The sequence below is a fragment of the Ruegeria sp. BHSB196 genome (assembly GCF_059613135.1).
Map to the genome: position 1 here is coordinate 1 of NZ_JBXWRY010000053.1, position 26,005 is coordinate 26,005.

Genomic DNA, 26,005 nt, shown 5'->3' on the forward strand with positions numbered 1-26,005 from the left:
GTAGCGGCGATCGGTGACCGAAGCTGCTTCAAGAACGGACGCCAGTTTGCCGCTTGGCTCGGACTGGTTCCCAAGCAAAGATCGAGTGGCGGGAAGTCCCGGCTGTTCGGGATCAGTAAGCGCGGCGACCGATATTTGCGCACACTGATGATTCACGGTGCCAGGGCCGTTCTCGGCAAAGCCCAGGGCAAGGAGGATCCCAGAAGCCAATGGATCGGCAGGATGCGGGAGCGGCGGCATCCGAACATCGTCGCTGTCGCTCTTGCCAACAAGAATGCCAGGATCGTGTGGTCGATCTTGTCGCGAGGCGAGTCCTATCGCCCGGCTGAGACTGTATTGCCGAACTGACGCCAACAACGAAATAACCAGAACACGGATGACCTTCCAAGAATATTGCAGCAACCTGGCAGGAGATGGTGAAGGGATGCGACCCGACGCTTCTTGACCCTGATTTGTGGACCGGCAAGGCCAATGCCTATGCCTTGGAGCCGTTGAGGGAGAAGCGCGCGGAAATCCATCGGGGCTCGCGGCGACGATGTATCGGGCCGCTCTGAGAAGCCGGATATACGTCAGCAATCGTGATCACCGAACCAGACCCAACCAGACCGTTGCAATTAGGCAGGGTCCATATACGTCCACAAATGACAGCACCCAATGCCATGCTTCCATCCGTCGTCGGCGGACAAACAGGAATTTTCTCGCTATTTCTTGCTTTGAAGGACAGGTTTGTAGTGCCGAAGTTTCATTTGGCGGGGAGACGCACCAGTGCAGAAAAGCGGACATCTGATCAATCTGGTAATCGTGATTTGCATTGCCATGGGCTGCGCCGTCCTCGCGGTCGTTCCAACCGGTCTCCCGGCCCAGACCAGTTCTGTACAGCCCGAGACGGGCGTGGCGGACGTCAAGTCCCTCATCGATCGGCGTTGTGTCGTTTGCCACAGCTGCTATGACGCGCCGTGCCAACTGAAATTGACATCGCTGGACGGGCTGCTTCGCGGTGGCACGGGACGGGCTGTTTACGACACCGACCGCCTCAAGGATGCACAACCCACGCGATTGGGTATCGACGCCGAGACCATTCCCGAATGGCGCGCGCTTGGGTTTCACACGGTCACCCGCGATCCGGGGCGGCAGTCCGTAGGCCCGAGCCTGTTGGAAAGCTATCTGGATCTTGGGCGTCAGAACCCGTTGCCCGCTGACGAGCCTGTTCCCGAAGAACTTGGCCTGTCGATCAACCGCCCACTTGTCTGTCCTTCCCCACAAGAGTTCGGCGCTTACCGTGACAGCCACCCACTGGGGGGCATGCCCTATGCCACGGCCCCGCTGGAGGACGACGAGTTCCAGATGCTCATGACCTGGGCGCGTAGCGGAGCGCCACTTCCCGCTTCCGCTGATATCCCCGACGCGATCCAGGCGCGGATCGACGACTGGGAGGCGTTTCTCAACTCTGACGACCTGCGGAGCCAGTTGATGAGTCGCTATCTGTACGAGCACTTGTTCCTTGCGCGACTGCATTTTCCGGGCGACGACCCGCGCAGGTTCTTCCGGGTCGTTCGCGCGACCACCCCTCCGGGCAAAGAGATCGATGTCATCGCCACGCGGCGCCCATTTGACGACCCCGGCGCAGACCCGTTCTATTATCGGCTTCAACTCGTAACCGAGGCCATCGTGCACAAAGAGCACCTGGTCTACCAGATTGGGCCAGACCGCATGTCGCGGTATCGGGAACTGTTCCTCGACCCTGCCTGGTCGCTGTCGCAACTGCCGCAATACGGCGAGGAGGAAGGGGGCAACCCGTTCAGCACTTTCGCGCCGATCCCGGCCCGAAGTAGATATGAGTTTCTGTTGGATGACGCGCTGTTTTTTGTGCGCAGCTTCATTCGCGGCCCTGTCTGCCATGGTCAGACGGCAGTCAATGTGATCGAGGACAGGTTCTGGGTCAGCTTCCTCGATCCCGACGCCGATCTTTCGGTGACTGACCCCAGCTATCTGGCCGATGGCGCGGCCTATCTTGAACTGCCTGTCTCAAAGGCGACTGAAGGTGTTCTGGGTGACCTTCAGTCGCTCCATCACCGGAACCAGGTGCAATACCTCGAGTTTCGGGATGCACGGTACCGCAACAGCCCTGCGCATGTGGCTGGGTTTGGCTATGACGCGATCTGGGATGGCGGGGGAACCAATCCGCAGGCTTTGATCACCGTGTTCCGCCATTTCGACAATGCCTCGGCAATGACCGGATTTCACGGCGGCATTCCCGAAACCGCTTGGGTAATCGACTATCCTGTGTTCGAGCGAATCTATTACAACCTTGTTGCCGGATACGACGTGTTCGGGCGGGTCGCGCATCAGCTTGCCACGCGGCTCTACATGGATGAACTGCGGATGGAGAGCGAAGACAATTTCCTGACCTTCATGCCGGCAGGCATCCGCACAAAGATGCATGACGGCTGGTATCGGGGCTTTCTGGCCGAATTGCACACCTATTGGCATCAGCGCCGTGTCGATGACGAGTTTCCCACCGGGATTGACTTCGAAACCGCCGATCCAAAGGCTGAGTTCCTTCAAAGTCTTCTGAACCGCGGCGACGGATTGTGGCCGGTGACCGACCCCATCAACCGATGCACGCAGGGGGACTGCATACAGGGCCGGGCAGGAGTTCAGTTGCGGGAATTGGCCAACCGAACGGGCGGGTGGGTCCGGTACTTGCCCGACCTGTCGGTTCTGGTCGTCGAGGCAGAGGATGGCGGCGACGAGATCTTTACGCTGGTACATGACAAGGCACATTCCAACGTGGCGTTCCTGTTCCACGAAGAGGCGCGGCGCGAGCCCGAAGATGACGTGCTGACCATTTTGCCCGTGCTGATCGGAAGCTATCCGAATTTCTTCTTTTGGGTCGGTCAGGGTGGATTGCCCGAATTCACGAGGGATATGAAATCGATTGCGTCACAAAGGGACTACATGCACTTTGTCGCCAAGTATGGCGTGCGCAGAACCAGCCCCGATTTTTGGAAACTTAGTGACCGATTGCACGAGATCTTTCAGCAGCAGTTCCCGATTCAGGCGGGGGTACTAGACCTCAACCGCTACAAGGATCCAAAGGCCGGCGATCAGCCGTCATAGCCGGGGATGCCATGCCGGCCGGGCAACACCGAGACGTGATGGGCGTCGAACTTGTCCGAAATCGATACGGTGTTTACTTTGAAAACGATGTGGTCTTTTGCAAAAATCCGCCCCGCCTACAGCCGCGCCGAACGCGTTAGCGACGGTGTTGTGCATGTTCTGGGCGTCGGTGCTGCGATCGTTGCGGTACCAATACTGGTTTCCCAGACGATTCAGTTTGGCCCTGAACCGGCCGCAGCTTGGGGCGTGATGATCTATGGCGTGACGCTTGTGCTGATGCTCAGCTTTTCAGCGCTGTACAACATGAGCCAATGCCCACGTTGGTCCGAACTTCTTCGGCGACTCGATCACTCGGGGATCTATGTGAAGATCGCCGGAACCTATACACCGTTCCTGCTGCTGTCGGGCGGTCAGGCGCCAGGTTTGCTGATCGGGCTGTGGTCCTCGGCCACGATCGGGTCGGTGCTGAAGATGATCGATCCGCACCGATTCCGGTGGTTCGGCCTCGCGTTGTACTTGATGATGGGTTGGGCCATCGTGTGGGCCGGGCAGGGTGTTTTGGCCGAGTTGCCTCAAACCGTTCTGGTTCTGATGATTGCGGGCGGTGTCGTATATACCGTTGGGGTAGCGTTCTATCTCGTGGAATGGCTACCGTATCACAACACGATCTGGCATGTTTTCGTTCTTTCGGGCAGTGGTCTGTTCTTCACAGCCGTTGCCATTCGGGTGCTTGTCGCTCCTCACGAAAACTTTTGAAAACAGGATGAAAGCTTCGGCGGCGTTGTCAGAGGGATGGTGCTTGAGGCGGGCAGGGCGGTTTCGTAGCGTCTGGCCATGACGACTCCAAACCCGTTCCGTCATTTCCGAACCAGCCAGAGATCATTCGCCTGGCGGTGGTGATGAACATTCGGTTTCCGCTGTCGCGTCGGAATGTGGAAGATCGTCTGCATGAGAGCGGCATCGACATGGGTTATGAATCGGTACGGTTCTGGTGGCAGCGGTTTGGGCCGAAGTTTGCAGCCGAGATCCGCAGGAAACGCGTCCTGCACCTGCGCGGAGACGCCAATTGGCGATGGCACCTGGATGGGATGTTTGTGAAGATCAACGGCGAGCGGTGCTATCTTTGGCGGGCCGTGGATCACGAAGGCGAAGTCCTGGAAAGCTTTGTGACAAGGACGCGAAACAAGAAAGCCGCGTTGAAATTCATCAAGACACCAATGAAGCGTTATGGCCGGCCAGAAATCATTGTGACGGATCGGCTTCGGTCCTACGGCGCTGCATTCAAGGACATCGGCAATGCCGACAGGCAGAAAACAGGCCTTTGGCCGAACAATCGGGCGAGAATTCGCACCTGCCATTCCGGCGACGAGAACGAGCGATGCAGCGTTTCCGTAGAATGCGAAGTTTACAGAAATTCGCCGCCTTCCATGCCTCGGCTACAATCTGTTCCATGCGGAGCGCAGGCACTACGCCAGAGCCAAATCCAAAGAAAACCGCGCCGCCGCTCTCGCCGAGTGGCGTCAACTTGGCACCGCCTAATGGGCTGCGTCACTGCCCTTGTGGAGACTGGTTCGCATCCGTCTGACACCACCGCCCGTGCGCCTCCCAGTCAGGCAGCAAAACCCAGTTTGGTGACATGGATTTCAAATGTCGGGTGCATCTCTGCCCCGACGATGTTTTCTTTGTGATGGCGGTAGATCGATCGCCAATAAGGCTGAATGATCACCCCTTCGTCCTGCATGATTTTCTGCAGTTTGGCCATGACTTCGCGCCGCTGGTCAGCGTTTGCAATTGCCAACGCCTCGCCCAGAAGCGTATCAAACTCCGCATTGGCAAACGCACTTTCATTCCACGGCTCACCGGAGCGGTAGGCCAGTGCAAGCACCTGCACACCCAATGGCCGTTGCGCCCAATCCGTAGTCGAAAATGGATACTTGGCCCAGTCGTTCCAGAACGTCGACCCCGGCAGCACTGTGCGCTTAACGTTTATGCCCGCATCGCGCAACATCGCGGCGGCGGCATCCGACGTGTTCTTGCGCCAGGTGTCATCGATCGAGATCAGTTCATGCTCGAAATCGCTCATCCCGGCGTCGTCCATCAACGCCTTGGCGCCTTCGGGATCGAAAACCGGAGTAGGCAATTCCGCATACTCCGGATGGATCGGTGATACGTGGTGGTTTTCCGCCACGCGTCCATTTCCAGAAAAGCCCAACTCCAGAAGAACGGAATTGTCCACCGCCATCGCAAGCGCCCGGCGCACCCGCGCGTCGGCATAAGGTGTTTCACCGATCACTTCAGCGGCCTGATTGGTGCGGATCACAACGGTGTTGGCGGTGACGGCTTCCGACTTTGTCCAGCCGATTCCATCCAGAACGAAGATGAAATCGCCAATGGATTCATAGACCATGTCGACCTCATCGGAATCCACGGCCGCCACGATGCCTGCCTGTTCGGTTCCGAAATCAAGGTATTCGATCCGGTCGAGATACGCGCCCTGACCCCACCATTCGTGGTCTTCGTTTCTCACCAACACGGCCTTCTCGCCAACAATAAACGCGCCCGGAAGATAGGGGCCGGTGCCGATGGGGTTATCCAGCGGGTCGCCGTTGAAGCTTGGATGCACGATGGCCGCCGGATAGTCAGAAAAGCCGGCGATCAGGGTGATATCAGGCTGGCCCAGCACAAGACGCAAGGTTGCATCATCCACGACCACGATGGCCCCTTCGCGGACCTGTCCCGTCTCTGTGTCCACAAGCGATCCCATCCGTGACGCCATCGAATTGCCCTCCACGGACGTGTCGCACCAACGCGAGATATTGTATGCGACATCCTCCGCCGTGAACGCCTCGCCGTTGTTCCAGGTCACACCGGGGCGGACATTGAGCGTGTATTCCGTGGCGTCGGCATTCACCTCCCAACTCTCCAAAAGAATTGGTTTGAAACTGCCATCGATCTGATACTCGACCAGATATTCAAGGTAGCCTCGGGTAAAATTGGACATCTGCGGCCAGTCATAGGTCCGCGGATCTTTCAGCGCCTTGACGGTCGACTCGATGCGCAACGTGCCGCCGGATTGGGCTTGCGTTGCCGCCCTTACGGGCGCCGACAGGCCCAGCAGCCCGTAGGCAGCGGTAACGGTGACACCCAGAGATGTGACACGTGTCAGAAACTCGCGACGCGACAAGGTTCCTGCGACGACTTCGTCAGCGTAGACCCGCGCGGCGGGATGAATAGGTTCAAAAAAAGCCATGGAACTCTCATCGGTTCGTGTGAGAAACCAAAAGCAGCCAGCCTGAACGGATAAAGCGGCTGCTTGGGGCGCGGTCATCGCGCCCAAAATTCGTAATTGGCACGATGGTCCAAAAACGACATCATCAACCAAATACGACATCGCCCAATTGTGCAAGTAAACTTTTTTGAAACAGGCAGCGTTGCACGAAGTGAAATAACTATGCTCTGGAATTGCCTCCTAACAAAACTCCCGTGGTCTTGTCAGAAGGAGTCTAGTTGAGGCGGGCAGGGTGGCCTCGTAGCTTCCCGCCATGCAAAAACGCGACCCATTCGAGTATTTTCACAACAGCCCGGAAGTCATCCGGTTGGCGGTCATGATGTACGTACGCTTCCCGCTTTCACTCAGGAACGTCGAGGACCTGCTGCACGAGCGCGGCATTGACGTCAGCCACGAATCGATCCGGTTCTGGTGGAAAAGGTTCGGCCCGATGTTCGCCTCCAAAATACGGCGTCGCCGGGCGGAAAGGCTGCGATGCGGGCGGGTAAGGCTTCACCGCAGGCGATGCTCAAAGACATCAAGGGTATTGGCGCGGAGTTTGCCAGCACTCTGGTGCATGAGGGACTGTTCCGGAAGTTCGACAACCGGCGCCAGATCGCAGCCTATGCCGGGCTTGCGCCTTGACCTTGGCGCAGCGGCGGCATCGATCGTGAGCAGCCGTCCCGAGCGGCGACCGGATATGAGGTGGTACAGGTGAGGCTCGACCTGCCGGTACTGAGAATGGGCGCAACGGGATACCATCGATGGCAGAAAGAAAGGGCAACAAATGGTCGTACACCCCTTGACCTCCAACTCATCATATGAGGGGGACTCGGCCGAGGGTCATCGGACGGACAGGTTTGGCAGGCTACAAGCGTCGGTTCAGATCCTCCGAAGGGAGGTTTTTGAAGATTTTTCGATAGTCCTTGGCGAACTGCCCCAAATGCCAGAAACCCCATTGGTTCGCCGCATCAGCGACCCTGTTCCCGTGCGTTCTCGCCAGCAGGTCTTGTCGCACCCGGTTCATCCGCAGAGCGGTGAGGTAGGCCTTTGGACCCATGTCGAACCTTTCGAGAAAGGCGCGTTCCAACGTGGGGAGCGATGTATCGCACAGGACGCATAGCTCCCGCATGCTGGGCGGCGCATCGGCACGGGCGTCCATGAATTCGAGAGCACGGCGCAGCACTCGATCCCGCATGCGAGATGTGCCTTCATCCCGTCGCGCACTGGCTTGCGCCGTCGCGAGAAGCAGCGCCAGGGTAAGCTCTTCCTCATCCTCTAGTGCCGCGCCGTCAGACAAGTCGCGCGAGAATTCGGAAAGCTTCCGCGAGAGGTGAAAGGCGGTTCTCGGCCTTAATTTCAAATCCAAAACAGAGGGCTGACCGGCATCAGGCGACGTATCGAGGCCGAAGTCATCCGCGAGCCGTTCGAACTCCGCCCGGCTGATGCTGACGGTATGCGCGGAGAAACCGGCCTCGCTCACACCGTCGAACTCGCGGCCTGCTCCGAAACAAACGAGCGGCCGCTGCGGGACCGACGTGCGCAACCAGCTTGTGAGCCCCTCAGGCTCCGGCAAGCCAAAAGTCAACGTTTCGCTCGGAGCCGCGCCGACCTGATGCACGCGGCTGGGCATCTCAATCCAGAGGGTCGAGACGAGTTGTCCTCGTCGCACCGACACCAGCGTCGTCCCGGAACCGGGAGAGATCTGACGGAAATCCAGATCCCACGCCGTGAAGCGGCCGATCTCATTCGGCTCCTGCAGGGCAACAACGGGCGGGCTTGTGGCGTTCATGGCTTCGGAAGATCGAGGATTTCTTGATGCGCTGGCTTTCGAGTATAGGCGATGTTTGCCAGCAAAGTCGATCACGAGCCCGGCAATGACCCTCAAGAAACCCGCGCATGGCATGGGGCGGCCCAGCCTTCCCGGACAGCAGCGCAGAAACGCGCGCATCGTCATCATGATGACGGAGCAAGAGCGCGCCGCGCTTCTGGAACACGCAACGCGAGCGGGCTGCTCGCTTTCCACGGCCTGTCGAAGGATCATCCTCGGCGCGATGGAACAAACGGAGCCGTGCCGGTCCGACCAAGACTCAAGTCAGTACGGGAGACAATGAGAATGCTACGTTCCCTCCATTCCATGACCGTGTGCCTGCTCGCGGGGTCCGCGCTGGCCCAGGATGCGGGCGGAATCGTCCACGATGCAGAGTACTACGTGCTCGAACGCCAGCACGCCGAACAATGGGCGGTCGACGACGCCGAGGTGGACGCGAAGCTGGCGGAGCTTCGCGAGGCCAATGACGGCAAGCCTCCGAACATCCTCTACATCCTGATCGACGATATCGGCTTCGGTGAGATCGGTACGCCCTATCTCAACTACGTACGCGGCTACGAGACGCCCAACATCAACGATTTCGCGGAAGACGGCCTGCGGATGATGCGGATGTATACCGAGCCGTCCTGCACGCCGACCCGTGTGGCCTTCATGACCGGTCGGCAACCGTACCGTCTCGGCATGGCCAAGACCTCGGTCGCCATGGATGGCTTCGGCATGGCGGCCGAAGAAGTGACGCTGGCCGAGGTGCTCAAGGCCGAGGGGTACAACACATCCCATGTCGGCAAATGGCATATTGGCGATATCGCCGAGAGCTTCCCGCACAACCAGGGCTTCGACTTCGCCGCCTTCCCGGTGCATCAGCAGGCCCAACTGGCGCTCTTTTCGCGCGACACGCACGAGTCCAACCAGACGATCGGCGCCGACTACACGCAATTCGATGACCGCTGGGTACTGGATCGCAGCTTTCGCCCATCGCCGGGAGACATGGTGACGGGGTTGGAGGCGCGTGCCGGAGAAACGGCCGTGGAAGTCGATCTGGCGCCCGGTGAGCCTTGGACGCAGGCCAAGTATCTCGAGATGAATGAACGCTATCAGCGGCAGGTTCTGGAACAGCTTGATGCGCTTGCGACGCAAGACTCGCCATTCTTTCTGCAATACTGGCCCTTGTTGCCCCTGACCTTCACCCGCGATGATGTCGAACAGTTCACGACGCCCAATGGCGGCTTCCAGACCGAGTCCATGCAGAAGGTCGACGGATGGATCGGCGATCTGCTCACCCGTCTGGAGGAAAGCGGCAAAGCCGACAACACCATCGTCATCATCATGGGCGACAACGGCAACTTCACCAAGTATGCGCCCTATTCCGGCTACTCCCCGATGATCTATCGCGGCGGCAAGAGCGATGCGACCGAAGGCGGCGTGCGGGTGGATGCGTTCATCCGGTGGCCCGCAGGGATCGAAGCCGACAGCTACGTGGGCGACATGATCCACGTGGCGGATCTCTTCACGACACTGGCGCGGATTGCGGGCGGTTTGGAGCATCTGCCCACGGATCGCGTCATCGACGGGGTGGACCAGTCGCCAATGCTGCTGCTGGGCGAGGGCAAGGGGCGGCGCGACACGGTCTTCATATACCAGTCGTTTCAACTGTCGGCCGTGGTCAAGGAGCATTTCAAGCTCAACCTCGCCGATGCCGGATCGAACCTCGTCGTCGCGCCGTTCTTCGACCTGTTGCGCGATCCGGGCGAGAAATACCCGGTCGCGACCCCGGTCGGGGCATGGGCGGCCTCTCCCTTCGAGCGCATCCTCGAGCGCCACCTGGCCTGGAAGGAACGCTACCCCGACCTGCCGGCAGCGGTAGACATGCCCTATAGCGGGATCGAGAACCTGCGGCCCGAAACCATCGCGATGCGCGATGCCTGGCTTGCGTGGAAGCGTCAGATCGGAGCGCTCGAATAACTAAGGGGGCCGGCCTTTGCTCCAGTCAGCATGGCGCGAAGTGCCGATCCGCAAGTCTGCACCTAGGCCAGTTTTCGCAAACGGACTTGTCAGAAGGAATCTGGTTGAGGCGGGAAGGGTGGCCTCGTAGCTTCCCGCCATGCCCAAACGAGACACATTCAAGTATTCTCACAGCAGCCCGGAAGTCATCCGGTTGGCGGTCATGATGTACGTACGCTTCCCGCTTTCACTACGGAACGTCGAGAACATCCTGCGCGAACGCGGCATTGACGTCAGCCACGAAACGATCCGGTTCTGGTGGAACAGGTTCGGTCCTGTGTTCGCCTCTGAAATCCGGCGTCGGCGGGCGGAAAGGCTGCGATGCGGGCGGCAATGGCAGTGGCACGTCGACGAGGTTTTCGTGAAGATCAACGGCGAACGTCACTACATGTGGCGGGCGGTGGACCACGAAGGCGAAGTTCTGGAAGCCGTTGTCACCAAACGCCGGAACAAGCGTGCGGCACTGAAATTCCTCAGAAAATTGATGCGGCGCTGTGGTCGGCCGGACGTTCTGGTGACCGACAGGTTTCCCTCCTACCGGGCCGCTTTGCGGGAAATCGGAGCTGCCGATCTGCAGCGTACAGGGCGTTGGTTGAACAATCGGGTCGAGAATTCACACCTGCCATTCCAACGACGAGAGCGGGCAATGCAGCGCTTTCGGCGCATGCGAAGTCTACAGAAATTCGCCGCTGTCCATTCCTTTGTCTACAACCATTTCAACCAGGAGCGTCACCTCTACACACGAGCAAACTTCAAGCTGATCCGCAACGCCGCTCTCGCCGAGTGGCGCCAGCTTGGCGCGGCCTAAAGGGCAATGTCACTGCCCTTGACGAGACTGGTTCGAATCTGTCTGACAACACCCCTGAAGGACAGCGAGGGTCACCTGCGGGCAGCCGCGCACCTGCTCCAGCAGCCAGTCCCGATGCGGCTCAAGGAGGGGCGACGATACCCGCCCATCTTCGCCGGGTTCACCGAACCGGTCCGCCGCGCGCGATCCGTCCACTTCACCACGCTCGACGGCGCAACCCCGAACCGCGCGGCGACGCTGCGACAAGCCTCCCCGATTGCATCGCAGCAACCACGCGCTCTCTGAGGTCATTCGAATAGGCTTTCATCATCCATGCTGGCCTCCCACACCAGTATGGATCCTGAACCACAATTGAACCCCAATGGGAATCCCCAAGATTCAGAGAAGTACTGAAACGCTCTAATTCAATTCGAACAAATCGGCAGCACCTCATCGTAGAACACAACGCAGCAGTTAGCTTGAAAAGTATGCATTTCCGGCGAAGGCACCCGCCGAACAAGACCGTACAACTTGCAAACTCGGAACTGATCGTCACACTTGTCACATGAGTGAGTTTTTTGATGAAATGTTCAACGGCGACGGATCACTCAGAGGTCCATACGAAGAGATCGGGCGTTGGTTCAACGCGGAAGATGTCTCTCGGCTGAGGGCCAAACAGCACGAAGCCGAGGAAGTTTTCAGGCTGACGGGGATCACCTTCAACGTCTACGGCAAGACTGAGGCCGAAGAACGCTTAATACCATTTGATATCGTGCCGCGCGTGATTTCAGGGCGCGAATGGCAACGTCTGGAACGTGGCATTGAACAGAGGGTTCGGGCGATCAATGCGTTTCTTCACGACATCTATCACCGTCAGGAAATCGTGCGTGCCGGTCGCGTTCCGGCAGAGATGATTGCCAGCAACGAAGCCTTCCTGCCGCAGATGCTGGGTGTCTCACCGCCGGGGCAGGTGTACACCCATGTGGTTGGCGTCGATTTGGTGCGTACCGGGCCAGACGAGTTCTTCGTGTTGGAAGACAACGCCCGCACGCCGTCCGGGGTCAGCTACATGCTCGAAAACCGGGAAACCATGCTGAAGATGTTCCCCGAGCTTTTCAGCGCCACGAATGTGCGCAATGTATCCGACTATCCCCGCAATCTGAGGCGCTCGCTTGCGGCCAGTGCGCCGGCCTGCGCGGATGGCGAGCCGACCGTCGCGGTATTGACTCCGGGGATCTACAATTCAGCCTATTTTGAACATGCGTTTCTGGCCGATCAGATGGCCGTGGAACTGGTCGAGGGCCACGATCTGCGGGTTGTCGACGGGCGCGTCTGCATGCGCACCACGCGAGGCTACAAACCAATCGACGTTCTTTACCGCCGGGTTGACGACGATTTCCTGGACCCGCTGAATTTCAACCCGGACAGCGCGCTGGGCGTTCCGGGAATTCTGGACGTCTATCGGGCCGGGGGCATTACGATCGCAAACGCGCCGGGCACGGGTATTGCCGATGACAAGGCGATCTATTCCTACATGCCTGAAATCGTTGAGTTCTACACGGGTGAGAAGCCTCTGCTCAAAAACGTTCCTACGTGGCGCTGCAGCGACTCCGAGTCGCTGTCCTACGTATTGGACAACCTATCAGATCTTGTCGTCAAAGAGGTACATGGGTCGGGCGGCTATGGGATGCTGATCGGTCCGACCGCCAGCAAGAAAGAGATTGCGGCCTTCCGTGACAAGCTCAAGTCGCGGCCGTCGAACTATATCGCGCAGCCCACATTGTCTCTCTCGACAGTACCGATCTTCGCCCGTTCGGGACTTGCCCCCAGGCATGTCGATCTGCGGCCGTTTGTTCTGGTGTCCCGGGATGGGATCGAGATCACCCCCGGCGGCCTGACGCGCGTTGCGCTGAAAAAAGGGTCTCTGGTCGTGAATTCGAGCCAAGGTGGCGGGACCAAAGACACCTGGGTTCTGGAGGACTGACCATGCTGGGAAAAACTGCTGGCGGGTTGTTCTGGATGTCCCGGTACCTTGAGAGGGCGGAAAACACGGCCAGATTGCTTGAAACAGGCCAGAGGATGGCGCTGACCCGGACCAAGAATTCCGATGCGGAATGGGGCTCGGTTCTTAAAACCGCCGGCGTTTTCGGCGGATACAGCGCCAAATACGATGAGATTTCAAAAGACAATGCCGTGGATTGGATGTTGCGTGATGCCGACAATCCATCTTCGATCAAGTCTGTCATCAAGCTGGCGCGGAACAATGCGCGCCTTGTTCGAACCGCATTGACCCACGATGTCTGGAGTGCGGTGAACGCCACTTGGATGCAGATTGACAAGGCCATGAAGCGTCGCGTGAATGAGCGGGACTTGCCCGCGACGCTGGAGCTCATTCGTCAACAGGCGGCTTTAGTCCGTGGCGCCACATTGGGGACCATGCTGCGCAATGACATTTTCGATTTCACCCGCATCGGGACTTTTGTCGAGCGGGCCGACAATACCGGGCGCATTTTGGACGTGAAGTACTACGTTCTTCTGCCCACGGCCTTCTCGGTCGGCTCATCGCTGGACAACATCCAGTGGGAGAGCATCCTCCGTTCCGTGGGCGCCGGCGGCGGTTATCGAATGACCCATGGTCAGAACACCCGGCCGTCCGATATTGCCCAGTTTCTTATCCTGGATCAGCGGATGCCCCGCAGCCTGCACTTTTGTTGTAGAAAGATTCAGGAAAACCTGTCTTACCTTACCAAAGACTATGGCTTTGAGGGGCGGTCATTCGCAGCGTCCAACGTCCTTGCCGAGAAGTACCTGGACCGACAGATTTCCGATATCTTTGAACACGGGCTGCATGAGTACATCCACGACTTTCTGAAGGATCTTGGCGATTTGAGCCGCCAGATCGAGATCGATTACCGGTTCTATGAGTGACCAATGAAACTGCACATCCGACATGAGACACGATACGATTTTGACGCGCCGGTTCCTTTTGGCCTGCAGCAGCTGAGAAAAACACCCAAATCCTTCCGCAATCAGAATATCCTCTCTTGGAGCACCGAAGTGACCGGGGGACGCAAGGAACTGAGCTTTGAGGACTACCACCGCAACACAGTGGAACTGATCAGTTTCGAAGCGAATACACAAAGCATCTCATTGATCTCCGAAGGTGTTGTCGAGGTTGAAGACACGCATGGTGTGTTGGGACGTCACGAGGGCTCGACACCGTTGTGGCTTTTTCAGCGGAGCACGCCTTTGACAACGCCGGGCAAGGGTGTTGCAGACGTGATCGCCGCTTTGCCGGATGGTGAGCCGCTTGAGCGGATGCATGCCCTGTCCGAAAGAATTCGGGCTCAGGTTTCCTACGAAGTGGGAGGCTCGCACCCGGACTGGAGCGCAGAAGTCGCCCTCAAGACCGGGCGCGGCGTGTGCCAGGACCACGCGCATGTGTTCATAACCTGCGCGCGGAAGATCGGCGTGCCTGCCCGCTATGTCTCGGGCTACCTGATGATGAACGAAACCGAATTGCAGGATGCCACCCACGCGTGGGCCGAAGTTCATCTGGACGGGCTTGGCTGGGTTGGATTTGACGTGTCCAACGGGATTTCACCCGATGATCGATACGTGCGTGTCGCAACCGGTCTGGACTATGCCCAGGCGGCCCCGGTAATAGGCAACAGAATTGGGGCAGCGGGCGAGCAGTTGACGGTTCAATTGCAGGTCGCACAGCAGTAACGGAGAACCTGATGACCTATGCTGTGGGCATGCGGCTGAACCGCGGACTGGTTTTCATGTCGGACACGCGCACGAATGCGGGCGTCGACAATGTGTCCACCTTCAACAAGATGTTCAACTGGACTGTAGAGGGTGATCGGTCGATCACCTTGTTGACGGCAGGCAACTTGGCGACCACCCAGGCCACCGTGAGCCTGCTGGAAGAGCGCACAAAAGCGCCAGAAGACAGAGCGCCATCGATATTGGAAGCGCCGACGATGTTTCAGGTCGCACAATTGGTCGCGGCAACGCTGAACGACGTCATCGAGGGGCATTCCAAGTCCGGTCAACAGGCAGACAGCGCCTTTCACGCGACCCTGATCCTGGGTGGCCAGATCAAGGGCGGCCCGTCTCGCCTGTTTCTGATCTACCCCGAAGGCAACTTCATCGAATCCGGCGACGACACCCCGTTTTTCCAGATCGGTGAGACGAAATACGGCCGTCCAATTCTGGTGCGTGCCTTTGACCCGGACATGAGCTTTTCGGAAACGGTAAAACTGCTGCTGGTCAGTTTCGACTCAACAATCAAGGCCAATCTGTCCGTCGGAGCGCCGCTCGATCTAATGCTCTACGATGAAGACAGTCTAGGGGCCGGTGCGCGGTTTAGGTTCGAGCCCGACGATCAGTACTTTCGGAAAATATCCGAAGGATGGGGCGATGCTTTGAAATCAGCCTTGTCCAAGCTTCCGGAATACAAGCCCGTGACACAGCAGAATAGTTGAACTTCCGGGTAGTCCGCAAACCGTGAGTTAGAGCGCCGTCCCAAAATCTGAATCGATGGGATTCCCACGGGGCTTGAATTGTGATTCGGACTTGTCAGAAGGAATCTAGTTGAGGCGGGCAGGGCGGTTTCGTAGCTTCCCGCCATGCCAAAACGTGATCCGTTCAAGTACTTTCACAGCAGTCCCGAGGTGATCCGCCTGGCGGTCATGATGTAAGTTCGTTTCCCGCTGTCGCTCAGGAACGTCGAGGATCGTCTGCATGAGAGCGGCATCGACGTGGGTTATGAATCGGTACGGTTCTGGTGGCAGCGGTTTGGGCCGAAGTTTGCAGCCGAGATCCGCAGGAAACGCGTCCTGCACCTGCGCGGAGACGCCACTTGGCGATGGCACCTGGATGGGATGTTTGTGAAGATCAACGGCGAGCGGTGCTATCTTTGGCGGGCCGTGGATCACGAAGGCGAAGTCCTGGAAAGCTTTGTGACAAGGACGCGAAACAAGAAAGCCGCGTTGAAATTCATCAAGAAATCAATGGAGCGCTAAGGCCGGCCAGAAATCATTGTGACGGGTCGGCTTCGGTCCTACGGCGCTGCATTGAAGGACATCGGCAATGCCGACAGGCAGGAAACAGGCCGCTGGCCGAACAATCGGGCGGAGGATTCGCACCTGCCATTCCGGCGACGAGAACGGGCGATGCAGCGTTTCCGTAGTATGCGAAGTTTGCAGAAGTTCGCCGCCGCTCACGCTTCTGTCTTCAACCATTTCAACTCGGAGCGCAGCCTCTCCTCCAGAGCCACCTTCAAAGAGAACCGCGCCGCTGCTCTTGCCGAGCGGCGTCAACTCGTCACGGCACAAAGGGCAGCGTCAATGCCCTTGTGGAGACTGGTTTGCATCCGTCTGACGACCGGTAATTGGATTCGCCCTTCCGGCATGGGGCCCGAAGCCTTAGTCTGGACCAGATCTCCCGAAACAAACTGCGCACGACACGCCTGCAGAACAAGCCAAAGCTCCAAGATCTGGGACAGACGTTTATGACGTTACCGACGGAACCGAGTTCCAGTAACCCTGAAGGCGCAGGCGGCGACACGTCAGGACCAAAAAGGCTGGGCCTGTTCGCGATGACGCTGTTGGTGGTCAGCGCGATGTTTGGCGGCGGTGTGTTCAACATCCCGCAGAACATGGCCCAATCCGCCGCGCTTGGTCCGATTCTGGTGGCATGGCTGATCAGTGGCCTGGGGATCTTTTTCGTCGCCCGCAGTTTTCAGGTCTTGGCCGATATCCACCCTGAGATGACTTCGGGCATCTACATGTATGCGCGGGCGGGGTTCGGCAAACTGGCCGGGTTTCTGATCGCCTGGGGATACTGGCTTTCGGTCGCATTCGGCAATGTCAGCTATGCCGTATTGCTCATGGATGCGCTCAACTACTTCTTCCCGCCGTATTTTGCGGAGGGAAACACCTGGCAGGCGACCCTGGGCTCATCCGCGATCATCTGGGGATTGTGCTTTCTGGTGATGCGCGGCGCCAAGGGCGCAGCGTTGCTCAACAATATCGGAACGGTGGCGAAATTCGTTCCCGTGGCTGTGTTCATGGCAGTGGTCATCTACTACTCGGTCGGCAAGGGACTGTTGACCGCCGATTTCTGGGGCAACGTGTCGGGCCACCAGCAGCAGGGCAAATCCCTGGGATCCGTGCTGGACCAGATAAAAGGCACGATGCTCGTGACGCTTTGGATGTATATCGGCATCGAAAGCGCGGTCGTGATGTCCGACAGATCCGATGCGGAAACGGTCAGTCGCGCCACCATTCTGGGATATGTCATCGTCACGGTCGTGTTTGTTCTTATTTCCGTATTACCGTTCGGGGTCATGACTCAGGAACAACTTGCAGCCATGGCGCCGCCCTCCACCGCAGGCATCATGGCATCGCTGGTCGGGCTCGGGGGCGAGGTGTTCATCAATATCGGCGTGATCGTGGCGCTGCTTAGCTCTTGGTTGGTCTGGACATTGCTGGTTGCCCAGCTTCCATGGGTCTGTGCCAGGGACGGTACGTTTCCCAGGTTCTTTGCCAAAACCAATGCGGCCGGAATTGCGTCGAACGCGCTGATCGTTTCAACCGTCATCATGCAGGCCGCGATTGTGCTGGTGTATTTCTCGGACAATGCCTGGAACCTCATGCTGTCGATCACCGGCGTGGTCATTCTGCCCGCCTATATCGGATCGGTTGCATTTCTGTGGAAACTGATCTGGGTCGGTGAGTATCCCGCCAACGCCAAAACCGGCAGAGGCGCAGCGCTCGTCACAAGCCTTTTGGCGACCGGATTCGGCCTGTGGCTGGTCTATGCGGCTGGTATCCAGTTCATGCTGGCCGGAGCCGTGATCTATGCCGCGGGCGTTCCGGTGTTCTATTGGGCGCGCCGGGCAGGGGCCTCGGGGGAAAGGGCTTTTTCGCCTGTCGAAACGGTTGGGGCGGCAGGATTGTTCTTGTTGGCGGGTGTCGCGCTGTGGATGCTGATCAACGGACAACTGCCGCAGGTTTATGCCGGTTGAGAGGTCAGCGCGTCCGTCGCGGACCCACGGTCGCGATCTGCTGGTTCACCAGGATATTGGTGCTTTCCAGCCCCGGTTCCTGTCCGTGCAGGTCGAACGTGATGTCGACATCCGGCTGGAACACCAGGCAATGGGTGGACCCGCCGAAATGGAACATCCCGATCTGATCGCCTTTCGTGACATGCTGGCCTTCGTAGACGGTGACTTCGCAGGTTGACACCTCCGCCATGCCGATGCCCACGAAACACATCAGGCCGATATCGGGGTTGTCGGCCTCGATGAAGATCAGCGCGCGGGTTGCGACCTCGGCTATGTAGCCTTGCGAGGCATTTGGCCCCGCGGGGTCGAGCCCCTCGGCCATGATCTCGGAATAGTAGGTGCCGGGGATCTGCCATGTCTTGACGACCCGGCCCGAGACTGGCGCATGCCAGCGGTGGTAGCTGAGCGCACTCAGAAAGGCCTGATAGACCGTGGCGCCTTCGAACTGGTCGGCCAGCGGGTCGTTGTCGAGCATGAATTGCAGAGCGTATGGCTGGGCCTTGATCCAGAACCGATCGCGCAGTTTTGCGTCATGTGCGACACGGTAGGGTGCCGACTCGCAGGCGTTCACGACAACCGAGTCATCTTCGGGCGCCGCAATGGGTCGCACACCATCGCGAAACCGCCGGGTAAAAAAGTCATCCCAGGACGCGAACCCGTGGTGAGGCAGCGACGGATCGCAGATGAAATCGTCGACGAAGGTCGGCATCGCCTTTCGGGCATTTGCGCCGAACCATCCCGTCTCGGGGTCTTCGTTCAGAACAGACGTGCTTTCGGGCGATTGCAGGAACACCGCCCATTCGTTCAGCATGGCGCGCAGATGCGCGTCGATCTTGTCATCGAGAAACCCGGCCCATCCGCCGACATTGGCCATCGACCAGTCCAGGATCGCGTTGAAGGGAAAGCCGACCAGCCCACTGTCGTTGAATTCCGGAGCGTGCGTCATGATGGTATTGAACAGTCGTAGCATATGGTCGTAGTCGCGCACCTGCGGCCTGCCCGAGGGAGAGGTTATTCGGCTCTCCGGAACATCCTGAAACATCTGCGAAAAGAACATGTAGGCCTTGGCATCCGTTTCGATCAGGGTTTTCAGGTTCTGCACCGCCGGCAAAAGCGGGCCTGTATCCTTGTCGGCCTTGGTCGCGATCTTTGCCGACCACGCATCCAGCACATCCTGATCCGATGGCAGCCACTTTCCGACCTGGTAATGGACATTAACGGAAGTATTTTTTGAAGACATCTTGACGACCTCATTTGCGCATTTGGAACCCAGGCAGAGACCCGGACCGCGTTAAACAAAACCACTCTTGCAGGTCTTGCTGTCGGACGAAACTTTTTCCGTACGGGTCCGATCCAACTCCGGCTTTGAAAACCTTCACGCGATGCGGCGTATCCCCAGCCGAACCTCTTCTGGTCAATTTTTGTACGCCGGAGAGCTGTGCCTTGATTGTCCCCCGTTCTTCGGCAAGCTCGATTGACAGAAGCAAATGCCGCTACACCGATCCACTAGTGTCAAGCTGCTGCAAGCCTGAAGCTTCCAGAAAACAGTGAAATTGCACTGGCATGGGCAGCTGGCGCCGCGGAGAATCAAGTTTGTCTAATTGCTTTCGGCGTGCCGACCTCTTCAATCTCAAGCAATGGGCGGATCGGTTGCGTGATGGCTGACGAGACGGCCATGCTGCATTACGGTACGCTATTTCGGCGACTTGCTCGGTTCGTTGTGAGTGGCGCAAAGCCCATCACTTGTTAATATTGGGATCAAAGGGAGGACAACATGAACATCAAAACCAAAGCAGCGGCCGCTCTTGTCGCGGTTGCTTTGCCAGGCATCGCGGTGGCAGACAACTTCAGCGCTACGGTGGCGGCGGGCCATCCCGGTGTCTTCCGCTGGGTCAAGATGATCGATGAGGCCTTTGTGCCCGGCGTCAATACGGCACTGGAAGGCACCGGACATAGTATCGCATTTGACGGCCAATATGGCGGTGCCATCGCCAAAGTCGGTGACGAGCTTGAAACGGTCGAGGCAGGGCTGGCCGAGATCGGCATTTGCCAGAGCCTTTTCGATCCGGCAAAGCTCGCGGTACAGAATGTGACCTATTACACCCCCTTCGTCAGCGACGATCCCCGCGCCGTTTCGGAGTTGATGGACCGGCTGCATCGGGAAGATCCGCGCATGACGGCCGCCTATGGCGAAAACGGTGTCGTCTATCTTGGGGCGCCGGTCGGGATCGACGATTATCTGCTGATGACCAATTTCCCGGTCGAAAGCCTTGCCGATCTCGACGGCAAGAAGATCGCGGCTCCGGGCCCGGCGATCAACTGGCTGTCGGGCACAGGTGCGGTTGGTGTCTCGGGCAACCTTACGACCTACTACAACGAGCTCAAGACCGGCGTTTATGACGGGGTGATCGTCTTTGCCTCCGCCGCGCTCCCAGGAAAGCTTTACGAGGTTGCTCCGTACATCACCCGAGCCGGTTTGGGCGCGCAATATGCAGGGGCGCTTTGCGCGAATGTCGACTGGTATGAAAGCCTTCCACAGGAGGCCCGGGACGCTTTGCACGCAGGTGCCGATGCCGCGCGTGAGTGGTATCTGTCCGCCCTGGAAGGCGCTGTGGCGAACTCGTTCAAAGTGATGAGCGAGAACGGTGCGACAATCGCCGATGCCAGCGACGAGATGCGCGCCGCCTGGGCAACGGGCATGGACAACTCGGCCAAGACTTGGGCCGAAGATCTCGACGCTCAAGGCATCCCGGGTTCAGAGGTGTTGTCTCTTTACATGAACGCCATGCGCGATGCGGGGGCTACGCCCCTGCGGGATTGGGACAAAGAGTGAGCCCCGCAAATGACGGCCGGGCGCATCAGATGTCCGGCCATGTACTCAAGGCCCTGGACGGAGTGACCACCGTTGCAAATGTGGTCGGCTCGTTGCTGATTCTTGGTCTTGTGGGGCTGATCGCCCTTGATGTGACTGGTCGAAATCTTTTTGGCGCACCGATTTCGGGTGTTCCGGAGCTGGTGTCGCTTTCCATCGTGGCCATTGTGTTTTTGCAGGCGCCCCTGGCTTTGCGCTCGGGTCGGTTTACGCGCAGCGACGGGGTTATTGATGTGCTTCGAAAGCGCAGACCCCGGTTTGTGCTTTGGCTCGAGACGGTCTTCGACCTGATCGGGCTGGGCGTTCTTGCGGCGATCCTTTTCGCGCATTGGCCGATACTGACGCGATCCTGGCAGCGCGGCGATTTCGTCGGTGCAGTCGGCGATTTCACGGCGCCGACCTGGCCCGTGAAGGCGATGCTCGCCCTGGGGGCCGCTCTTCTGGCTCTGCAATTCGGCGCCCGCATCCTCCGACGATTCGGCAACGATCATGACTCCGTTTGACATCGGTTTGCTCGCGCTGGGGGCCATGGGGCTGTTGGTGCTGTTCGGCCTCTATGTGCCGATCGCCCTGATCGCATGTTCCTTTGTTGGAGTCTGGGCCATAAAGGGCTCGCCAATCCTGGCGTCGAAGATGTTGGGGCTGGCCGCGAACGACGCCATTTCGTCGTATTTTTTCGGAGTGGTGCCACTGTTCGTGTTGATGGGATTCGTGGTCGGCGAGAGCGGCATGGGACGAGATGCGTTCGATGTGGCCAATGCCGTTTTCCGCCGAATCAAGGGCGGTTTGGGCATCGGGACCATCGCCGCCAACACGATCTTTGCCGCGATAACCGGTATCTCGATTGCCTCGGCAGCGGTTTTTACCAAGATCGCGGTGCCCGAATTACGCCGCCATGGTTATACGACGCGGTTTTCAGTCGGTGTCGTCGCCGGTTCATCGGTTTTGGGAATGCTGATCCCGCCCTCACTTCTGTTGATCCTCTACGGCCTGCTGACCGAGCAGAGCATCGGTGATCTTTTCATCGCGGGTATCGGCCCCGGCCTTTTGTTGGCGGTACTCTTCGGTATCGGCACCCTTCTCATGGCACAGTTCGCCCCCAGCATGGTAGGGGAAGATCTGGGGCAAGGAGAAGCGACGCTGTCGCGCGGCGAATTGCTTGCCAAAGGCTTGCCCATAACTGGGCTGATTGCACTGGTTCTGGGAGGCATCTACGCAGGTCTCTTCACCCCGGTCGAGGCGGGCGCGGTGGGTACGGTCGCCGCGCTGATGATAGGTTTCGCTAAACGCACCCTGACTCCTCGTGGCCTCTGGCGCATCCTCGTGGAAACCGGATTGGTCACGGCGTCGGTCTGCTTCCTTATCATTGCCGCTCAGATGTATTCACGCATGCTGGCATATTCCGGTCTGCCGGAAAGCTTTGGCGAGATGGTGACAAGCGTCGATCTGGGGCTGATTGGCCTGATCCTGCTGTATTCTATCGTGGTGATCCTCTTCGGAATGATCCTCGATTCCTCTTCGATCATGCTGATCCTCGTACCGCTTATGCTGCCAATCCTGCAGCCGATGGGGGTCGATCTGGTCTGGTTCGGAATCGTGACAGTCATCGCAGTGGAAATCGGTCTGCTGACACCGCCGTTCGGCATATCCGTCTATGTGATCAAATCCACGCTCGACGATGCCTCGGTCACGCTTTCCGACATATTTCTTGGTGCCGCACCCTTCGCGCTCATGATGCTCGTCTGTCTGGCCGCCGTTATCGGCTTCCCCACAATCGCAACCGGTTTTCTTGGCCGATAGGAGGTCCGATGCCCTGCAGGATTGTCGTTTTTGTCGCGAAGACCGAGGCCCGCCCTCCGTGATCCACCAGACCTATGATAGCCTTTCTCGCGGGATCATAGGCTCAGCACGTGTTTCAATATCCGAGGACTGATCCATGGACAAAACGATCATAACCTGTGCCGTCACCGGTGCCGTGCACACCCCAACGATGTCGGATTACCTGCCGGTCCATCCCGACACCATTGCCGAGCAGGCCATCGCGGCGGCCGAGGCCGGAGCTGCAATCATCCACCTCCATGCGCGGAACCCGGAAAACGGGGCGCCCTCCGTTGATCCGGCACATTTCGAGTTGTTCCTGCCGCGCATCAAACTGGCGACGGATGCGGTCATCAACATCTCGACGGGCGGCAATCCGGTCATGACAGTCGCCGAGCGTTTGCCTCCCGCCCTGACCTTCAGCCCCGAGATGTGCAGCCTGAACATGGGGTCTATGAACTTTGCCATGCACCCGTTGGCGGATCGCTACGGGACATGGAAGGAAAGCTGGGAAGAAGGGTACGTGCGCGGTTCCGAAGCCAACATCTTTCGCAACACGTTTGCCGACATTCGCATGATCGCGGAACAGCTGGGTGGCGGCGATCATCAAGTGAAATTCGAGCACGAGTGCTATGATGTCGGCCACCTGTACAACCTCAAGTTCTGCATGGACCAGGGCATGTTCCAGGCGCCTGTTTTCCTGCAGTTCGTGATGGGCATTCTTGGCGGTATCTCCGCAGAGCTCGACAACCTCCTGTTCATGAAGCAGACGGCCGACAAGTTGTTTGGCGACACGTACGAATGGTCCGTCATCGGAGCCGGGGCACAGCAGATGCGAATGGCCTCGGTTGCCGCGCTGATGGGCGGACATGTGCGCGTGGGACTCGAGGACTCGCTCTATATCGCGCGCGGGCAAATGGCGGTCTCCAATGCCGAGCAGGTCGCCAAAATCAAACGCATACTTGAAGAGCAAGGCAACCAGGCCGCAACCCCAGACGAAGCCCGCGCCATTCTTGGCCTCAAGGGTGCGGACAGGGTTGCCTTCTGATGACTGCCGAGCAGCCCAAAAACCCGCTGACCGTGACATTCACCTGTTCGGGTCAGGCGACCGGAAAGATGCGCAACGACCTTTAGGTCAAGATGACCGAACCGATGGAGGAATCTTATGTGCTTGCAACGGATGAAGGCCCCTTCCATGGCGGGGACGCCTTAGCCCCTCCGCCGCTGGCCTTGTTCGTCGGCGGTCTGACCGGATGTATCATGACGCAACTTCGGTGTCGCTTAGTCGAAAGTGCGATACAAGAGATCCAATGAAATCAACGGTGATGCGTTGCCCTAAGGTCTGATTTCTTACCTGTAATCTAAGGGCCTCGTCCCTAGTCCCGAGACAAAGCTCAGTTGGGGAGGCTCACGAGCGAAATGCTCTGTCTGCAGAGGCCAAGCTTGAAGCACCTACAAGGCTACGGATCCACACATGTTTCGTGAGTCTCGCTGGACCCCACTTTCAAAAGCTTTGCTGGTTCGACTGCAGTGTCAAAAGAAACTGGTTTGTATTCGTCTTGCAGCACCCGTTGTCGTCTGAGAATGCAACTACCGTATTCTCCCCAGCAGAGTGTGTGTGCGCATGGCGTCACGTATCCGGCGTGTACCAGATCGGCGACGTGTAAGCGCGTTCCTGGCCGACGAGGGTTGCACCCTCGGGGATCTCGGCGCCGAGGCGGACTTTGTCGTAAACGACCCAGCGAGGGGTCGGGATTTCGATGACGCGGGCGTAATAGAAGGCAGGTTCGGTGGCATCGAAGTCCGGATCGGTCCAGACCGTCGCAAGTTCCGATGCCCCGATCGTGTTGCGATAGCTTGCCGCCTCCAGGTCCACGGTGTTGCCAACGTCGGGGATCTTGCCACCGGCGTCCGGTTGGCGGTCGCCCGACCAGGCGACATCAAATACCTTTTCACGCAAAGTGCCGTCGGCTTCCATCCAACCCTTGACGATCTGGATGCGGTCAAGGTTGGCACCAATGGGGTCACGCAGGGCATAAACCATGAATGTCGGTCCCTCGGAGCCATCTGGCGCGGCGCGCAGGTCTCCACCCATTGGTACGCCCTTGTCGTAGCCAACGAAGGCGGGCGCGCGCGAGCGCAGGTCATCATCGCTGAACTCCCATCCGCCAAAGAAACGAACCGCCATTCGCGGTCCGGTCGTGGCATAGACTTCTCGCCGCACCATGGCGTCCCAGAGGCTGGCTCGGGTATTCTCTTCGGCCCATACCCCGGTATAGCCCGAGGCCACGAGCGACCAACCCGGGTAGACGCCGTTTTCGGTCTCTGCGAAAGGATGCGACGCGCGGGTGGTTGAAGGCTCTGCGTTGGTGGCCTTGCCGAAGTAGTTGTCGCTATCTGCGGTCGAAAGCGATGTATGTGTGTCGGTCGATCCCACCATGCCGAAACGGTACGGGTTGATACCGGTCCGGGCCTCAATGGCGAACCCCTGTTTCAACGCCTCACGCGCGTATTCGCCCGCGAGCATTTCAGGGGTTTTGGCTTGTGTGAGGTCAAGGTTGCCCACGTCCCAGGTTTCATAATCTGCGAATTCATCTTCGGGGCTGAGCACTGGGTGAGCTTCGCCATCCCCCTTGATCTGTGTGGCCTCATACAGCGGCTCCCAGCGGGCACGGGCCATGGCGTAGGCTTCGTCCACCGGTTCCCCGTTGTAGCGGGTCTCGGACGGGAACATGATCCCGTTGGACAGGTTGCCGTTGTGCGAGAGGGCGAAGGCCTGGCCGCCTGTCTCTGCCTCGTAGTTTTCCAGCCACGCATACAGCGCCATCGGGTCGGGGGAGCCGATCGGCGGCTGTGTCGTCATGGGTTGTACAAGCTTTACCCGGTCGGCGTTGTCGCGGAAAACCACATTGCGATGCATGTTGTTGCCGCGGATCAGAGAGGTCCATTCAAACCCGTGGAACGCCGTGAAATTACCGGGGTCGTTGAAGGCCTCGACTTCCTCGACCATGCTTTCCCAAACACTTGCGTAGATGGGAGAACCGGGCGAGTAATCTGCAAGGAGTTCCGGGTCCATCTCACCCTGCGAGAAAGTCGTTATGAGATCGAGCGCGGCCGCAGCGGAAGCCTCGCCACCTTGCTGAAGCCCTTCGGCCCAGCGGGAGCCCTGTTCGGAGGCGAGGACATTAGGCGCGCCTCGCGCTAGATCAGTGATCAGACCCATGCCATCGGAA

Annotated in this window: 19 protein-coding genes and 4 pseudogenes; 19 read left to right on the top strand and 4 right to left on the bottom strand. The window is 58.7% G+C overall.

Annotation, left to right across the window (positions count from 1 at the left end):
* The 4 genes and pseudogenes from AC2FNJ_RS18165 to AC2FNJ_RS18180 form a co-directional block, all read left to right on the top strand.
* A partial coding sequence (locus AC2FNJ_RS18165; protein ID WP_496766240.1) for a transposase occupies positions 1-348 on the top strand: 348 nt, incomplete at its 5' end.
* A 417-nt stretch (positions 349-765) separates the two neighbouring features.
* On the top strand, positions 766-3,120 hold the full coding sequence (locus AC2FNJ_RS18170; protein ID WP_496766242.1) for a fatty acid cis/trans isomerase: 2,355 nt from the start codon (positions 766-768) through the stop codon (positions 3,118-3,120).
* A 51-nt stretch (positions 3,121-3,171) separates the two neighbouring features.
* Positions 3,172-3,876 carry a PAQR family membrane homeostasis protein TrhA gene (trhA, locus tag AC2FNJ_RS18175; protein WP_496766244.1) on the top strand — a complete coding sequence of 235 codons (705 nt, stop codon included), beginning with the start codon at positions 3,172-3,174 and terminating at the stop codon, positions 3,874-3,876.
* A gap of 78 nt (positions 3,877-3,954) precedes the next feature.
* Positions 3,955-4,659: pseudogene (locus tag AC2FNJ_RS18180) on the top strand (IS6 family transposase).
* Positions 4,660-4,729: 70 nt separating this feature from the next.
* On the opposite strand, the gene AC2FNJ_RS18185 reads toward AC2FNJ_RS18180, so the two are convergent.
* Entirely contained in the window at positions 4,730-6,370 is a 1,641-nt protein-coding gene (locus AC2FNJ_RS18185; RefSeq protein ID WP_496766246.1) for an ABC transporter substrate-binding protein, read from the bottom strand.
* Positions 6,371-6,662: 292 nt separating this feature from the next.
* Between AC2FNJ_RS18185 and AC2FNJ_RS18190 the strand changes: the two are divergent.
* Positions 6,663-6,869: pseudogene (locus tag AC2FNJ_RS18190) on the top strand (IS6 family transposase); the annotation flags it as partial.
* A 41-nt stretch (positions 6,870-6,910) separates the two neighbouring features.
* Positions 6,911-7,030: pseudogene (locus AC2FNJ_RS18195) on the top strand (transposase); the annotation flags it as partial.
* Positions 7,031-7,256: 226 nt separating this feature from the next.
* Here AC2FNJ_RS18195 and AC2FNJ_RS18200 read toward each other — a convergent pair.
* On the bottom strand, positions 7,257-8,180 hold the full coding sequence (locus tag AC2FNJ_RS18200) for a helix-turn-helix domain-containing protein (RefSeq protein ID WP_496766247.1): 924 nt from the start codon (positions 8,178-8,180) through the stop codon (positions 7,257-7,259).
* Positions 8,181-8,265: 85 nt separating this feature from the next.
* Here AC2FNJ_RS18200 and AC2FNJ_RS18205 point away from each other — a divergent pair, with 85 nt between their 5' ends.
* The 9 genes and pseudogenes from AC2FNJ_RS18205 (at position 8,266) to AC2FNJ_RS18245 (ending at position 18,043) form a co-directional block, all read left to right on the top strand.
* On the top strand, positions 8,266-8,502 hold the full coding sequence (locus tag AC2FNJ_RS18205; protein ID WP_496766249.1) for a plasmid mobilization protein: 237 nt from the start codon (positions 8,266-8,268) through the stop codon (positions 8,500-8,502).
* A 2-nt stretch (positions 8,503-8,504) separates the two neighbouring features.
* Complete coding sequence (locus tag AC2FNJ_RS18210) at positions 8,505-10,181, top strand: sulfatase-like hydrolase/transferase (protein WP_496766250.1); 1,677 nt, start codon at positions 8,505-8,507, stop codon at positions 10,179-10,181.
* Positions 10,182-10,320: 139 nt separating this feature from the next.
* Positions 10,321-11,028 carry an IS6 family transposase gene (locus AC2FNJ_RS18215; RefSeq protein ID WP_496766252.1) on the top strand — a complete coding sequence of 236 codons (708 nt, stop codon included), beginning with the start codon at positions 10,321-10,323 and terminating at the stop codon, positions 11,026-11,028.
* Positions 11,029-11,572: 544 nt separating this feature from the next.
* On the top strand, positions 11,573-12,991 hold the full coding sequence (locus AC2FNJ_RS18220; protein WP_496766253.1) for a circularly permuted type 2 ATP-grasp protein: 1,419 nt from the start codon (positions 11,573-11,575) through the stop codon (positions 12,989-12,991).
* Positions 12,992-12,993: 2 nt separating this feature from the next.
* On the top strand, positions 12,994-13,935 hold the full coding sequence (locus AC2FNJ_RS18225; protein ID WP_496766255.1) for an alpha-E domain-containing protein: 942 nt from the start codon (positions 12,994-12,996) through the stop codon (positions 13,933-13,935).
* A 3-nt stretch (positions 13,936-13,938) separates the two neighbouring features.
* Positions 13,939-14,736, top strand: a complete 798-nt coding sequence (locus AC2FNJ_RS18230) for a transglutaminase family protein (RefSeq protein WP_496766257.1) — start codon at positions 13,939-13,941, stop codon at positions 14,734-14,736.
* 11 nt (positions 14,737-14,747) lie between these two features.
* On the top strand, positions 14,748-15,497 hold the full coding sequence (locus AC2FNJ_RS18235; RefSeq protein WP_496766259.1) for a proteasome-type protease: 750 nt from the start codon (positions 14,748-14,750) through the stop codon (positions 15,495-15,497).
* A 144-nt stretch (positions 15,498-15,641) separates the two neighbouring features.
* Positions 15,642-16,346: pseudogene (locus tag AC2FNJ_RS18240) on the top strand (IS6 family transposase); the annotation flags it as partial.
* A 179-nt stretch (positions 16,347-16,525) separates the two neighbouring features.
* Positions 16,526-18,043: a basic amino acid/polyamine antiporter gene (locus AC2FNJ_RS18245; protein WP_496766261.1), complete on the top strand. Its 1,518-nt coding sequence runs from the start codon at positions 16,526-16,528 to the stop codon at positions 18,041-18,043.
* A gap of 4 nt (positions 18,044-18,047) precedes the next feature.
* On the opposite strand, the gene AC2FNJ_RS18250 is transcribed toward AC2FNJ_RS18245, so the two are convergent.
* Positions 18,048-19,322, bottom strand: coding sequence for a phosphatidylserine decarboxylase family protein (locus tag AC2FNJ_RS18250; protein ID WP_496766262.1), 1,275 nt, complete (start codon positions 19,320-19,322; stop codon positions 18,048-18,050).
* Between the two features lie 534 nt (positions 19,323-19,856).
* On the opposite strand from AC2FNJ_RS18250, the gene AC2FNJ_RS18255 reads away from it, so the two are divergent.
* From AC2FNJ_RS18255 to kce, 4 genes are all read left to right on the top strand, one after another.
* The gene (locus AC2FNJ_RS18255; RefSeq protein WP_496766263.1) at positions 19,857-20,915 is read left to right on the top strand and encodes a C4-dicarboxylate TRAP transporter substrate-binding protein; all 1,059 of its coding nucleotides are present in this window, start codon (positions 19,857-19,859) and stop codon (positions 20,913-20,915) included.
* 29 nt (positions 20,916-20,944) lie between these two features.
* Entirely contained in the window at positions 20,945-21,457 is a 513-nt protein-coding gene (locus AC2FNJ_RS18260) for a TRAP transporter small permease subunit (protein WP_496766265.1), read from the top strand.
* Positions 21,444-22,754 carry a TRAP transporter large permease gene (locus AC2FNJ_RS18265; protein ID WP_496766267.1) on the top strand — a complete coding sequence of 437 codons (1,311 nt, stop codon included), beginning with the start codon at positions 21,444-21,446 and terminating at the stop codon, positions 22,752-22,754. The genes AC2FNJ_RS18260 and AC2FNJ_RS18265 overlap by 14 nt, the downstream gene beginning before the upstream one ends.
* 136 nt (positions 22,755-22,890) lie before the next feature.
* On the top strand, positions 22,891-23,820 hold the full coding sequence (gene kce, locus AC2FNJ_RS18270; protein ID WP_496766269.1) for a 3,5-dioxohexanoate:acetyl-CoA acetone transferase: 930 nt from the start codon (positions 22,891-22,893) through the stop codon (positions 23,818-23,820).
* A 582-nt stretch (positions 23,821-24,402) separates the two neighbouring features.
* Here the strand turns inward: kce and AC2FNJ_RS18275 are convergent.
* Positions 24,403-26,005, bottom strand: a 1,603-nt coding sequence (locus tag AC2FNJ_RS18275) for a DUF3604 domain-containing protein (RefSeq protein WP_496766271.1), incomplete at its 5' end; no start/stop codon positions are given.

What these genes read in the sequence shown, in the direction of transcription:
- AC2FNJ_RS18185 (WP_496766246.1), bottom strand. Translation starts at nt 6,370, where the DNA reads ATGGCTTTTTTTGAACCTATTCATCCCGCCGCGCGGGTCTACGCTGAC.
- AC2FNJ_RS18200 (WP_496766247.1), bottom strand. Translation starts at nt 8,180, where the DNA reads ATGAACGCCACAAGCCCGCCCGTTGTTGCCCTGCAGGAGCCGAATGAG.
- AC2FNJ_RS18205 (WP_496766249.1), top strand. Translation starts at nt 8,266, where the DNA reads ATGACCCTCAAGAAACCCGCGCATGGCATGGGGCGGCCCAGCCTTCCC.
- AC2FNJ_RS18210 (WP_496766250.1), top strand. Translation starts at nt 8,505, where the DNA reads ATGCTACGTTCCCTCCATTCCATGACCGTGTGCCTGCTCGCGGGGTCC.
- AC2FNJ_RS18215 (WP_496766252.1), top strand. Translation starts at nt 10,321, where the DNA reads ATGCCCAAACGAGACACATTCAAGTATTCTCACAGCAGCCCGGAAGTC.
- AC2FNJ_RS18220 (WP_496766253.1), top strand. Translation starts at nt 11,573, where the DNA reads ATGAGTGAGTTTTTTGATGAAATGTTCAACGGCGACGGATCACTCAGA.
- AC2FNJ_RS18225 (WP_496766255.1), top strand. Translation starts at nt 12,994, where the DNA reads ATGCTGGGAAAAACTGCTGGCGGGTTGTTCTGGATGTCCCGGTACCTT.
- AC2FNJ_RS18230 (WP_496766257.1), top strand. Translation starts at nt 13,939, where the DNA reads ATGAAACTGCACATCCGACATGAGACACGATACGATTTTGACGCGCCG.
- AC2FNJ_RS18235 (WP_496766259.1), top strand. Translation starts at nt 14,748, where the DNA reads ATGACCTATGCTGTGGGCATGCGGCTGAACCGCGGACTGGTTTTCATG.
- AC2FNJ_RS18245 (WP_496766261.1), top strand. Translation starts at nt 16,526, where the DNA reads ATGACGTTACCGACGGAACCGAGTTCCAGTAACCCTGAAGGCGCAGGC.
- AC2FNJ_RS18250 (WP_496766262.1), bottom strand. Translation starts at nt 19,322, where the DNA reads ATGTCTTCAAAAAATACTTCCGTTAATGTCCATTACCAGGTCGGAAAG.
- AC2FNJ_RS18255 (WP_496766263.1), top strand. Translation starts at nt 19,857, where the DNA reads ATGAACATCAAAACCAAAGCAGCGGCCGCTCTTGTCGCGGTTGCTTTG.
- AC2FNJ_RS18260 (WP_496766265.1), top strand. Translation starts at nt 20,945, where the DNA reads ATGTCCGGCCATGTACTCAAGGCCCTGGACGGAGTGACCACCGTTGCA.
- AC2FNJ_RS18265 (WP_496766267.1), top strand. Translation starts at nt 21,444, where the DNA reads ATGACTCCGTTTGACATCGGTTTGCTCGCGCTGGGGGCCATGGGGCTG.
- kce (WP_496766269.1), top strand. Translation starts at nt 22,891, where the DNA reads ATGGACAAAACGATCATAACCTGTGCCGTCACCGGTGCCGTGCACACC.